At 68.9% G+C, this 12,860-nt stretch carries 10 protein-coding genes; 2 read left to right on the top strand and 8 right to left on the bottom strand.

Annotated features, from left to right (window positions below):
• Nucleotides 1-50: 50 nt before the first annotated feature.
• The 6 genes from POL67_RS22620 to POL67_RS22645 all read right to left on the bottom strand — a co-directional run bounded on the left by POL67_RS22620 (nt 51) and on the right by POL67_RS22645 (nt 8,002).
• On the bottom strand, nt 51-839 hold the full coding sequence (locus POL67_RS22620; RefSeq protein ID WP_271920355.1) for a hypothetical protein: 789 nt from the start codon (nt 837-839) through the stop codon (nt 51-53).
• Complete coding sequence (locus POL67_RS22625; RefSeq protein ID WP_271920357.1) at nt 836-1,747, bottom strand: pirin family protein; 912 nt, start codon at nt 1,745-1,747, stop codon at nt 836-838. Before POL67_RS22625 ends, POL67_RS22620 begins: the two co-directional genes overlap by 4 nt.
• Complete coding sequence (locus POL67_RS22630; RefSeq protein WP_271920359.1) at nt 1,747-3,282, bottom strand: sensor histidine kinase; 1,536 nt, start codon at nt 3,280-3,282, stop codon at nt 1,747-1,749. Before POL67_RS22630 ends, POL67_RS22625 begins: the two co-directional genes overlap by 1 nt.
• Before the next feature lie 190 nt (nt 3,283-3,472).
• Nucleotides 3,473-5,434: a LodA/GoxA family CTQ-dependent oxidase gene (locus tag POL67_RS22635; RefSeq protein WP_271920361.1), complete on the bottom strand. Its 1,962-nt coding sequence runs from the start codon at nt 5,432-5,434 to the stop codon at nt 3,473-3,475.
• Nucleotides 5,435-5,507: 73 nt separating this feature from the next.
• Nucleotides 5,508-6,065: a hypothetical protein gene (locus POL67_RS22640; protein WP_271920363.1), complete on the bottom strand. Its 558-nt coding sequence runs from the start codon at nt 6,063-6,065 to the stop codon at nt 5,508-5,510.
• Between the two features lie 14 nt (nt 6,066-6,079).
• On the bottom strand, nt 6,080-8,002 hold the full coding sequence (locus POL67_RS22645) for an acyl-CoA dehydrogenase family protein (protein ID WP_271920365.1): 1,923 nt from the start codon (nt 8,000-8,002) through the stop codon (nt 6,080-6,082).
• Nucleotides 8,003-8,129: 127 nt separating this feature from the next.
• Between POL67_RS22645 and POL67_RS22650 the strand changes: the two genes are divergently transcribed.
• Entirely contained in the window at nt 8,130-9,452 is a 1,323-nt protein-coding gene (locus POL67_RS22650) for a monooxygenase (protein WP_271920367.1), read from the top strand.
• Between the two features lie 16 nt (nt 9,453-9,468).
• Nucleotides 9,469-11,160: a carboxylesterase/lipase family protein gene (locus POL67_RS22655; protein WP_271920369.1), complete on the top strand. Its 1,692-nt coding sequence runs from the start codon at nt 9,469-9,471 to the stop codon at nt 11,158-11,160.
• A 31-nt stretch (nt 11,161-11,191) separates the two neighbouring features.
• On the opposite strand, the gene POL67_RS22660 is transcribed toward POL67_RS22655, so the two are convergent.
• Entirely contained in the window at nt 11,192-11,785 is a 594-nt protein-coding gene (locus tag POL67_RS22660; protein ID WP_271920371.1) for a hypothetical protein, read from the bottom strand.
• Nucleotides 11,786-11,979: 194 nt separating this feature from the next.
• A complete protein-coding gene (locus POL67_RS22665; protein ID WP_271920372.1) occupies nt 11,980-12,729 on the bottom strand; it encodes a metallophosphoesterase family protein in 750 nt (249 codons plus the stop codon).
• Nucleotides 12,730-12,860 lie beyond the last annotated feature (131 nt).

Here is a 12,860-nt window from a genome sequence, read left to right on the forward strand (position 1 = left end):
AGGCACCCATTGCCCTCGGAAAGGGCGAAAGGCGAGTCAGAGCGCGGGTCTCAATCCCCGACGACCCGCCGCCGGACCAGGAACCCGGCACCCACGACGAAATGCATCAGCACGAACGCGCCAATCCCCGCGGCGACCCCCGCGAGCAGCTCCTTGGAAGGCAGCTCCTGCCGCACGATCACGAACCCGAGGGCCGTGAACGCGAGCCCCCCGAGGCCAGAGATCCAGGGGACACGCGCCGGCGCCTCGCTGTACGGGCCGCTGCCGACGAGGTCGAGCCCGTCCCGCTCGCCAAGGGCCCGCGCGAAGCGGAGCGAGGCGACGTCGAGCCGCACGCGCCCCGCAACCTTCCGCAGCCGCGCGGACGGCTCGTGACCGTCGCAATGGGGGATGTCGAGCGAGACGCCCGTCTTCGCATCCGCGTACGCCCGCGTCCGCGTGGCAGGCGCGCCGCAGGTGCAGCAGATCGCCGGCAGCTCGCCCGGCGAGCCTCGCAGGACGACGCCGAACGAAGGCGCGTCGGCCGCCCGATCCGGCGGCGTGAGCACGAGGTCGCCTCGCTCGACCTCGACGAACCGCTTGCAATGGGCGCACTGGTGCCCAACGCAATCGAGCTTCGACAAACCCAGGACGAGCTCGCCGCACCCCGGGCACGCGGCGGCATACGAATACATGAACGCGGCGACGATCAAGAAGACGACGCCGAGGGCGAGCAGCACGGCGACGATCCAGGTGATCCACGAGGGAAAGAGGATCACGGGCAAAAAGGCGATCCCGAGGCGCGCGGCGGCCCAGGCGAGATCGTACGAAAGGCCCGCGGGGGAGCGTCGCAGCGTCATTCAGGCAGCGGGATGAACTCGACGTCGTCGCCCGGGATCTTCGGGAAACGTTGCTCGCGCCAGTCCGTCTTCGCGCGGTCGAGGCGCTCCTTCGAGCTCGAAACGAAGTTCCAGAAGATGTGCCGCTCGCCGTCGATGCGCGCGCCGCCGACGAGCATGACGTTCGACGCTTCGAGCGCCTGGAGGCTCACCGACGCGCCCGGACGTAGCACGAACATCGAGCCCTCCGTGAACGTCTTGCCGCTGCACGCGACGCTGCCGTCGACCACGTAGACGGCGCGCTCCTCGTGCTCCTCATCCACGGGCAAACTCGCGCCGGCTTCGAGCCGCGCGTGGGTGTAGAGCGTCGGCGAGAGGACGCCCGTCGGCGCCTTCGCGCCGTACGCGGTCCCCGCGATGACGTGCAACACCGCGCCGGGGCGGTTCACGATCGGGATCGTGCTCTTCGGGTGATGCTCGAAGCGCGGCTCGATCTCCTCGTCCTTCTGCGGCAGCGCGACCCATGTCTGGATCCCGTGCATTCGTCCGCCGCTCGCCTTCACCTCGGGCGCCGTGCGCTCCGAGTGCACCACGCCGCGCCCCGCCACCATCCAGTTCACGTCGCCCGGCCGGATCGTCTGCTCGGAGCCGAGGCTGTCGCGGTGCACGAACGCCCCTTCGAGCAGGTACGTGATCGTCGCCAGCGCGATGTGCGGATGAGGCCTCACGCTGAGCCCTTCGCCCGGCGGAAATGCCACGGGGCCCATGTGATCGAAAAAGATGAACGGCCCCACGAGCCGCCGCATCATCGACGGCAGGACCCGCCGCACGACGAAGCCCCCGAGGTCCCGCGGGCGCCCTTCGATCACGAGATCGATCCCGCCGTCTCCACCCTTGCACTCCGGATCCGCGTCGAGATGGCGGCTCATCAGGTTCTCCTCGGTACGTGTTCCACGGCGGCAGCATACCTCGACGAACCTTCGCTGCGATAGTCGCCTGTCTTCGCCTCGCCGTCGTGGCCAGCCTCCCGCGCCTCCTGCGGCAGCGGCAAGGTGACCGTGAACGTCGCCCCGTGATCGCTGCCCGCGCTCTCGGCCTTCACCGTGCCCCCGTGCATCTCCACGAGGTGGCGTACGATGGCGAGCCCGAGCCCGAGCCCGCCCTGCGGCCTCGACGCCGAGCTGTCGGCCTGCCGGAAACGATCAAACACGTACGGGAGAAACCCGGCGCTGATGCCCTTTCCGGTGTCCCGCACGGTCAGGTGGACGAGGCCCTCGTCCCGCATGATCTCCACCTCGACGCGCCCGCCGCGTGGCGTGAATTTGATGGCGTTCGCGAGCAGGTTCCAGAGGATCTGCCGCAGCCGATCGGGGTCCCCGAAGACCGGAATGGACGGGCGCTCGGGCGTGACGTGGAGCTGGATGCCCTTCGCCTGCGCGGCGGGGCGAACCACGTCGAGCACCGCCTGCACGACGTCCCCGAGATCCATGCGCCGCTGCGCGAGCCCGAGCTTGCCCGTGATGATGTGCGAGACGTCGAGCAGATCGTCGATGATCCGGATCTGCGCCCGGACGTTCCTGTCGATGGCGCCGAGCGCGCGCAGGCGCGTCTCCGTGTCGCACTCGCGCGTCGCGAGGACCTGCGTCCAGCCCCTGATCGCGGTGATCGGCGTACGCAGCTCGTGCGAGACCAGGCTCAAGAACTCGTCCTTCAGCCGGTTCGCCTCCTCGGCTTGCCGGCGCGCCTCTTCGGCCTGCGCGCGCGCCTCCTCGGCCTGCCTGTGCGCCTCTTCGGCTTGCCGCCGCGCGCCTTCGGAGGCCTTGTAGAGCCGGGCGTTGTCGATCGCGACGGCGGCCTGCCCGGCGATGCCGACGACGACCCGCTCGTCCCGCTCCGTGAATACGCGCGGCTCGGCGTGCCCGAAGAGCAGGGCGCCGAGCACCTTCCCGCAGCGCGACACCACCGGGACCACGAGGCAACTGCGGACCGGCAGCGGTCCCTTCGGCATCCCGTGGTGCGGCGGGGGGTTCCCGTAACGGGCATCCACGTGAAGGTCATCGACACGCACCACGCGCTCGCCCTTCAGCATGGGCGTGAACAGCACGGGGAAGCGGGGAAGGGGGATGCGCTCGAACCGTTCGCGCGGGATGCCGGCGAGCGCGTAGAGCGTCAGGGGCTCTCCGGTCTGCCTGGCATAAAAGAAGGCGCCGAACTGCGCATCGGTCAGCGCGGTCGCCTCGTCCGTCAGTTTTTCCACGAGCTTGTCGAGATCGAGCTCGGCCGCGAGCGCGGCGCCGATGCGCTGGAGCGTCTCGTTGATCCGGATCTCCTCGTGCAGGTTCCGCTCGGCGCGCCGCTTCCTGCTATCGGAAAAGTACGCGTCCAGGATCACCCCCGCGAGGCTCCTCGCGAGGTCGTGCAGCGGTCGCACCCGCCGGTCCGGCGGGCACAGGGTCCTCCCCATGGACGTGCCTTCCCCGTCTCCAAGCTTGCCGATCGCTCGGTTCCATTCCCTCGGACGCGGCGCCCGAGTCACGAACCTAATGCGATTCCTGGCGAACGCACATGGCCCCCGCCGTGCGTCCGGCGAACACGCGGACGGGGCGGGGGCAGGGCTGGGGGCAGGGCTGGGGGCAGGGACGGGGCAGGGGAGCTCAGGGGATGTGCTCGGCGCGCTCGGTCTCGATCTGCGTCTTGTCCGGCTGCCGTACGACGAACCCGAACTTGAACCAGTTGTCGACCATGTCCTCGTGCTGGACCTTTTTCTTGCCGGACTTGAACTTCTTGGTCGGCCGGGCCCAGTCCTCGCGCGTCGTGGATCCGGGCGCCGTGAGGACGTGGTCCGGCCGCACGGACGGCCACCATCCCTTCGCGCCCTCGGCGGCGCAGTCCGTGAAATCGGCGTGCCACGGGAGCGCCATCTGCCGCGAGAAATGCCCCGGGCCGATGGGCGCCTCCTCGCCCCAGTAAGCGCTCATCGCCTGGTGGTCGATCCGGAAGGGCTCGATGAAGATCGAGGCATTGCGAATTTGCCAGCCCACCTCGATCCCTGGGAAAAACGCGCCGCCCGAGGCGCATTCGAGCTGGGCGCGATCGAGCCCGTGCGCCGTGATCCCCTCCGGCGCGACCGCGACGGGACCCGGGACGAACTGCCCGTTCGCCCAGTTGCGCAGGAGCCCGAACTGCGTCCGCGTGACCGTCAGCCATTTCTCGTACTTGGGCGCGTCGCTGTTGTAGGGGTCGTCGCCGAGCAAGATCGGCATCGTCCCTTTGCCTTTGGCGTTCGGCGCCCCGTTCGGCTCGCGCATGGCCCCGAAGAAGCCTTTTCGCATGGCGGCGTATTGCGGATCGGGATCCCCCACGTTCGGGCCGAAGAGGGGCGCGTGCGACGTATCGCCCGCCGACTCGATGACCCAGCGATAGCCGCCGCCGCGCGCGAACAGCGGCCGGACCTCGGTGGTGAAATCGGGCAAGAAGTTGGGGAACTCCACGGGCCCGTCGGGCTGGAAATCGGACGCGAGTTGCCGCAGCCGGGCGAGCGGCCCGCCCGGATCGTAGAGCGCGTTGTCGAGCGGGATGGGCAGCTCGCGCACGGCCATGTCGTAGAGCAGGTCGTAGAGCGTGACCGCGCTCGTGACGTTCGGCGCGAAATCGGGCGGGGCGACGAGCACCCACGCGCCGCCGGCCGCGTCGACGGGGACCTCCCGGATGGTGCCATTGCTGTCCTGAATCGTGACCACGGCCGTCACCGGGCCGTCGGAGATATCGTCGAACCAGCCGTCGTTGTTCGCGTACGAGGGCATCAGCGGGGGCTCGGCGGTGTTGTAGCGGGCGCGGCCCCTGCCGCCGATCACGATGAGCCGCCCCTCGTCGTCGGTGCGGAGCTGGCCGAGGTATTTGATGACGGGCTCGCCGTTCACGTCGAGCGGGCACGACTCCTGGCTGGGATCGCCGCTCGTCCCCGTGCGGAACCGGACGGGGCCCGCGGCGGCGCCGTTGATCGAGCGCGGGCCGAAATCGATCTCGAGCGAGCGCCGATCCTCGACCGACGCATTCCGCAGCGGCCCGGGCGGACCTTTCTCGCCGGCCATCCCGTAGAACTTGTGGAACGACGCCTTCTTGTTGGCGAGGTGCGCGGTCCAGGTGATATCGAGGATGCCGGGCGTGCTGAGGTTGACCTCCTGGATCAGCGTCAACACGCCGTTGATCCAGCGATACTCGAAGATGCGGAACCGAACGGCCTGGGGTTTGATCTTGCCGTCGACCTTGTAGTTCGGCACGGCGGTGCCGGGCGCGTCGCCGAGCGGCGGCTGGCCGGGGATCTCGGGGCCGATGAAGAAGGTGTCCGGCGGGGCGTTGCCGACCCGGGCGATCCCGATGGCCGGGTGAATCCGGTAGACCGGCACGTCGTCGCCGCCGACGAGGGCGAGGGCGTCCCGCCCGAAGAGCGTGGCGGCCGCGGCGATGCCGCCGGCGAGGAAGTTGCGGCGGCTCGTCGGACCCGCGGCGAGCGCGGCCTCGTCGGGGGGGACGAGGGGAGCGAGGGCGCCTTCGGTCGGCGCGGTGTTTGGAGGCTGGTCCAGGAGCGAGGGAGATTCGAGGACTGGGGCGACCATTCTTTGCACGCTACCGGATTGTCCAGGTTCGCGTCAATCCCGGAGCGCCGGGAGGACCCACCTTGCCGGGGCGTTACCGTCTGCCCTTCACGTTTCCTTTGACGTTGTGTGTCAGGTCCCAGCCGAGCCACGCGTCCTCGAACGCGGCGTCGACGAACCATTGACGGTTCGCGCCGGGCGTATCGTCCTCGACCACGACCCAGTCGTGATCCCGCAGCCCCGGCAGCGGCACGACCTTCTCGAACACCTCGGCGCGGTCGCTGTGCACCACGTACGCCCGCGCCGGGAGTTTCGAGCGCGCCGCGGCCATGTCGAAGATCCGCGCGAAGAGGTGCGCGTACTCGACGCAGTTGCCCTCGCGCGGTTCCGCCCCGAACGAGAGCCGCGTCGGGTGCCCGAGCCCGAAATGCAGCCGCGCGCCGGTCAAACGGAGCGAGAGCTCGATCGCGTCCTCGACCGTGGCGAGCCGCGCCTCGCGCAGCTTGAATTCGATCGCGGCTTCGAGCGATTTGTCGAGCGTCGCCGACGACGCGCGTGTCGTGTGCGGACCCGCGAGCCCCACGTTCGCCCGGGTGAGCGCGATTGTGAAGAGCGTGAGCCCGACGATCGCGAGCAGGGCGAGCGCGAACATGCGCGCCTTTTTTTTCATTCCGCGGCCGCGGGCTTCGCCTCGTCCGCCCTGGAGAGCGAGGCGAGCAGTCGATCCCCGGTGGTCGTGATGGCGTCCGCGAGGTGCCGCGCGCGGATCTCGGCGCGTTCGAGGTGCCGTTCGAGGACCTCCCGTCGATCGGGGTGCTTCTCGGCTTGCTTGAACAAAAGCTCCCCGATGGCCTCGTCGGCGAGCAGGCGCGTGAGCCGCTCGGCGTGCAGCATCGCATAGGAAAAGTCGCGCTTCGGATCCCAGCTCCCGAGGAGCTTCGTCGACCACGACCCGACGGGCGAGCGCAGCGCGTCGCCGAGCTTGTCGCCCGCCGTCCGCACGACGAGGTGCTGCTGCGCCGCGTGCGAGAGCACCTGCACGCGCGCGAGCTTGCGCTCCAGCGGATCACGCGCCGACACGCTCCGCACGCGCGCCTCGGCGCCCCGGCGCAGGAAGGCGGCCGGGCGCTTCAGGATGCCGGCGAGCGCGTCCTTCATGGCCATGAGCGACTGGATCTGGCTCGTACCCTCGTAGATGGGCATCACGGTCGCGTCCCGCAAAAGCTTCTCCGCGCCATAGTCCTTCGTATACCCCACGCCGCCGTGAATCTGCACCGCGCGCCGCGCCATCTCCACGGACTTCTCCGCGCCGAGGTATTTTACGAGCGGTGTCACCCGCCGCGCCTCGCGCTTGTGCCGTGCGATTTCGCGTCCCAGCCGGGCGCGCTCGATCTCCGAGAGCTGGCCGAACTGGAGGCGCAGCGATTTCTTTTGCGCGAGCTCCTCGTGCACGCCGCCGTGCATCGCGAGCGCGCGAATGCCCTGGATGTCCGTGCGCATCTCGTCGAGATAGTCGGCGATCATCTCGTGCCGCTCGATGGGTTTGCCCATGGAGTGCCGCTCGGCCGCATAGCCGCGCGCGATCGCGAGCGCCGCCTCGCAGAGGCCCAGGGTCTCGAACCCCACGCCGATGCGGGCGTTGTTCATCATCGTCAGCATGTATTGAAACCCCTCGCCGCGCTTGCCGACGAGGTGCGCGGGGGCGCGATCGAACGAGAGCGCCGCGGTCACGGACGCGTGATGGCCGAGCTTCTCCTCGACGCGATCGAGCGTCACGATCCGCTTCCGCGTGCCGTCCGGGAGGTCCTCGTACGTCGGGACGAGGAACATGGAGAGGCCCCCGAGGCCCGCGAACGGGTCGGCTTCGTCCTGCGGCTCCTCGGTCCGCGCGATGACGAAATGGTATTTCCCGTGGCCCGACGTGATGAAGATTTTTTGCCCTGTGACGAACCAGTTTCCTTCGGCGTCCTGCTCGGCGCGCGTGCGGAGCCGCGCCATGTCGCTGCCGGCGTCGGGCTCGGTGATATCCATGCAGCCCCAGGCCTCGCCGCGGACGATCTCGTCGATGTACGAGCGGAAGCGCGTCCGGAGGATCCGGCCCGTCTCCGGATCGATCTCGCTCGTGCCCTCGCGCATCGAGAACATCAGCATCGCCAGCGCGATGCCGCCGTGGAAGCCGTGGTGCGCCATCACCGAGACGTCGGCGCGGCCGAGGACCTCGGTGCCGATGAAATAAAGCATCGCCGGCGCGTTCGTCCCACCGAGCTCGCGCGGCAGGCACAGGCCGTGGAGCTCCATGCTGCGGATCTTCTCGAAGATCGACGCGAGCCGCGGCGGGAACGAGGCCTCGCCGTCCTGGAAGATCACGCCCTCCCGGTCGAGCTCTGCGGCGTGCGGCGCGATCTCCTCGGCGGCGAAGGTGCCGATCATGTCGAGGATGTCGCGGTAGAGGTCGAGGGCCTCGCCGAGGTTCTGCGGACCACCTTCGCTCCGGAAGTCGTGCTCGGTGGCGCGCGCGATGGGCTCCCAGTCGATCCAGCGCTCGACGTAGAAGCGGAGGTCCTCGTTGTCTCGGAAGAAGTTCGCCATCGCCCTTGCACCCTTCGCCCGGCGCCTCGTCCGGGTGGCCGGAGGATACACGGGCGTTGGTCTCCGTGGGCTCTTTACGTTCGGCCCGTCTCCGGTGTCTCATGGGGGCTCGAGAACGGAGCACCTCATGACGAACAGACGATTGCGAGCGGGTGTGGTCCTCATTCCGATCCTGCTTTGGGCCTGCGGCGGCGGCTCGGCGACGCCGGGCGGCGAAGGCGGAGCGGGCGGGAGCGGCGGCGGGAACGGCGGCATGGGCGGCGGCCCGGACTTGCCGTGCGACGTGGCCGAGATCGTGGCCGAGAATTGCCAGATCTGCCACGGGGCCCCGCCCAAATACGGGGCGCCGATGGCCCTCGTGACGGCGGCCGATTTCCACATGGGAGCGCAGAGTGATCCTTCGAAAAAGGTCCACGAGCTCGTGGGCACACGCATCCACGACGCGGCCCGGCCCATGCCGCCGAAGGGCCTGCTCGATCCGGCCTCGCAGGGCGTGCTTGATGCGTGGATCGCGGCCGGGGCGCCCGGGGCCTCGGGCGAGTCGTGCTCGGGCACGGGCGGCGCGGGGGGAGGCGGCGGCTCGGACCCCGCGTGCACGCCCGATGTCTTGCTCCGGCCGAAGACCGCGTGGACCCTGCCGAAGCTCACGGAAGACGCGTACGTGTGTTTCGGCGCCGATGCCGTCGTGCAATCGAAGCGGCACATCACCGCGATCGCGCCGGCCGTCGACAACGACGTCATCGTTCATCACATGCTCTTGTACGAGGTGCCGACGGCGTACGGCACGACGCCGAAGCCGTGCGGCGCGGGCGATTCGGGGGGCGGGCGCCTCGTGAGCGTGTGGGCACCTGGCGCGCAGGCGCTCGTCTTGCCGGCCGCGGCGGGCCTGCCGATCGAGGGCACGGGCCATTACATGATCCAGATGCACTACTCGAACCTGATGCATCTCGACGGCCAGACGGATCAGAGCGGGTTCGACCTGTGCACGACGACGGACTTGCGCCCGAACGACGCGGACATCCTCGCGTTCGGCACGACGCAGATCAACATCCCGGCGCACAACACCCTCGACCTGAGCTGCAACCTCACGGTCCCGGCGGGCTTCCCGAAGCTCAACACGTTCGCGATCGGCCCGCACATGCACAAACTCGGCACGATCATCTCGGCCCAGCACAAGAAGGGCAGCGGTGGCGCCGTCGAGCTGACGCACCGCGAGCCGTGGAGCTTCGACGACCAATATTGGGACATGACGAGCACGACCATCAATCCCGGCGACACCATCACCACGCGCTGCGTCTGGCAAAACCCGAGCAATTCGAACGTGACCTTCGGCGAGGACACGTCGAGCGAGATGTGCTTCGTCTTCGCCGCGTATTACCCGCGTGTCCAGGTCCCGAACTGGCACTGGGGACTGCCGGCGGTCAGCTCGGAATGCCAGGCCGCGCCCTGAGAAAGAAGGAACCTCGATGAACCTCGGTCACCCACGTTCGGCCTGGGCGCTGCTCGTCCCGCTCGCGGCCACCCTCCTCGCCTGCAGCGGAAGCGGCAGCGGCAGCGGCGGCGGCAGCGGCGGCGGCGGCAGCGGCGGCGGCGGCAGCGGCGGTAGCGGCGGCGACTCCGCGCGTTGCGTGGTGGAGACGCCCTCCGATCCGGGCATCGTCGCCACGGACAGCGGCCTCGTCCGCGGCACCATGGAAGGCGCGAGCTGGGTTTACCGGGGCATTCCTTATGCGGCGCCGCCCACGGGCGATCTTCGCTGGAAGCCGCCCGCGCTCGCCGCCTGCTGGGAGGGCGTGCGGGACGCGAGCGCGTTCGGCGCGAAATGCCCGCAGATCGACGAAAAAACGAAGATGGCCATCGGCGAGGAGGATTGCCTCTCCCTCAACGTATGGGCCCCCGACGTCCAGGAGGGCAGCGCGCCGCTGCCCGTCCTGTTCTTCGTCCACGGCGGCGGCAACATCCAGGGCTCCAGCAGCGAGACCCTCCCCGGCGGCGCGCCGATCTACAATGGCCAGGACCTCGCCGAATCGCAAAAGGCCGTGGTCGTCACGATCAACTATCGCCTCGGGGCCCTCGGCTTCCTCGCCTTGCCCGAGCTCGCCGCGGAGTCGCCCGTCGCGGCGTCCGGCAATTATGGCCTGCAGGATCAGATGGCCGCGCTGCAATGGGTCCAGAAGAACATCGGCGCGTTCGGCGGGGATCCCGCGCGGGTCCTCCTGTTCGGCGAATCCGCCGGCGCGCTCGACACGCTCACGCTCATGGCGTCGCCGCTCGCGAAGGGGCTCTTCGCCGCGGCGCTCGCCGAGAGCGGGGGCACGACGTCGACGCCGAAGCAGGACGCCGAGGCGGCGATGAGCGAGCGCGTCGCGGAATCGTCCTGTGGGAGCGCTGCCGACAAACTCGCGTGCCTGCGGGGCAAGACGCCGGCGGAGCTGCTCGCGGAGCTGCCGGGGTCCGTGGGGATCGGGAGCGTCTCGATCGGGTCGGATGCCTCCAAATACGGCCCCGTCATCGACGGCTATGTCTTGCCCAAGGCGACGCTTTCGACGTTCACCGCGGGCGAGCACAACCACGTGCCGCTCGTGATCGGCACGAATGGCGAGGAGCTCGCGAAGGGGATGGCGATCGAGGTCTCCACCGCTGCGCAATTCGAGAACGTCATCAAGCAATCGTTCGGCCCGCTCGCGCCCGAGGTCCTCGCCGCCTATCCGGTCGGCGATTACCCCACGCCCCAGGACGCGCTCGTCGCGCTCTACTCGGATCTGCGCTTCAACTGCCCGAACCGGAGCATCGCGCGGGCCGTCGCGGGGAGCCAGAGCGAGGCCGTGTACCGGTACTTCTTCACGCGGCGGGCGAAAACCGCGCAAGGCGAGAATCCGGCGGCCCACGCGGTCGAGCTGCTCTACGTCTTCCACACGCTGACGGACATCGCGCTCTTCACGCCGGCCGCCGAGGACGTCGCGCTCTCGGACGCGATGATGGGCTACTGGGGGCGCTTCGCTGCGAAGGGAGATCCGAACGGCGGCGGCGCCGCGGCCTGGCCGCCATACGACGCGCAGAAGGACACGCACATCGTGCTCGATTCGCCGATTTCGAGCGGCGAGGGCGTGCGGAAAACCCAATGCGACGCCTGGGAGCAGATCGTCGCCGCGCCCTAGCACGACACCCCGCTGCAGCGGCCGGTGGCCGTCAGCGGTTCTCGCAGTCGGTCGCCCAGCGGAGGTTGATCCCGTATTCGCGGTGACAGTAAACGACGCTGTTGTGGATGACGTCATTCCATAGGATGACGGAACTGCCGATCCTCACGTTGTTGCCGGCGGTTCCGCCTCGAAGACGCCATTCGTACGCCGGCTCGTTGCTCCAGACGAGGTTGATCCCGTACTCGCGCTCCTGGTAGCGGAGGTAGCCGCCTCCCTCGACGCTGATCGCGATTCGCTCGTCGTACTTCACGGGCCCTACGACACCGCTGTACTTCCGGAAGCGGATCGGACGCGGCGATACGGGGTTTGGGCTCCAGACGAGGTCGATCCCGTACTCGCGGACTTTGTAACGGATGTACTGCTGGAGGTACGGGTTCAGCAGGTTGTAGCTGTCATTGCTGTAGATCTCGGTCCTGACGGGGTGCCTGACTTGCCAGTCCGCCGTGAGGGCCGGGAGCGTCTGCGCGGCCTCGTCGACCTCGGCCCCGGGCTCGACCGAGATGCTCCCCGATCCGCACCCGACGAGCGCCGTCGCGAGCAAGGTGGCCGTGACCCATCCCCCGGCGATCTTCCGAGCATCCATTGCACGCATCCCCGACCCCTCCCGTGACAGCTCAGCGAAGGTCGCCGCGCTGTCATCGAGGGTTGCATCCGCCGTGCCGGCACCACGCGCCCCGGATAGAACGGACCCGAGCTGCGGAGGAGGTCTTCGAGAGAGTGGAGCGCACGGCGAAGCAGGTGGGCCGCGCTCGCAGCGATTCTCGGCAATCTGCTGACTCAGCGCGACTCGTACACCTGCCCGGACGGGAGCTCCACACACGTCAGATAACCACCCTTGCCACAACGCGTGTCGATCCCGATCACGCACGGGCCGACCCACGCGTCCTCCTTGTCCTCCGGCGTATACTCCGAGAGCTCGGGCGGGAGGTATTTCGTGGCCGTGTGCCCGAAAATGACGAGCTTGCCCCGATACTCGCGCACGAAGTCGTCATCCCGGCACCAGAGCATCGCCAGACGCTTTTGCGTGGTGGAAGGGTGCTCGAAGCCGTTCGCTCCCTTCGGCAGGGCCGCGTGTACGTAAATCGCGTGCTCGTCCTCGTACCAGTACGGGAGCTGCCGCATCCATTCGACGACGTCGGGCGGGAAAAAGGTGCCTTTGAAGAGAGGCTCGACCTCGTCGTCGGCCATGCCTTCGCCCTCGGCCGGAGGCGGTCTGCCAAGGTACGAGCGCAGCGTGGCGAGGCAGCCGTTTTGCGGGGGGATGACGAATTCGGGCCAGCCGCGCTCGAGGATGCGGAGCCAAGCGTCTTCATGATTGCCGCGGAGGGGGACGACCTTCGCGGGCGTCTGCGAAGGGAGGGCGCGGAGGAGCGCGACGACGTCGGCCGAGCGGGGGCCTCGATCGAGGTAATCGCCGACGAAAACGAGGGTGTCGGTCGTGTCGAGCGGAGGCAGGGTGCCGAGGAGGCGCTGGAGCGCGTCGAGGTCGCCGTGAATGTCGCCGATGGCGAAGGTGCGGCCAGGCATGGGGCGGCGAGAGCAGCAGGGATCTCTGGGGAAGGCAAGGGGCTTTTGCTTGCTCTCGTGTTGACGTCCTCACCCCATCCATGCACGGTGGCGACGCGTCGTACCAGGAATGGGGGGGCGTATCTCGACAC

The organism is Polyangium mundeleinium (genome assembly GCF_028369105.1).
Taxonomy (GTDB): Bacteria; Myxococcota_A; Polyangia; order Polyangiales; family Polyangiaceae; genus Polyangium; species Polyangium mundeleinium.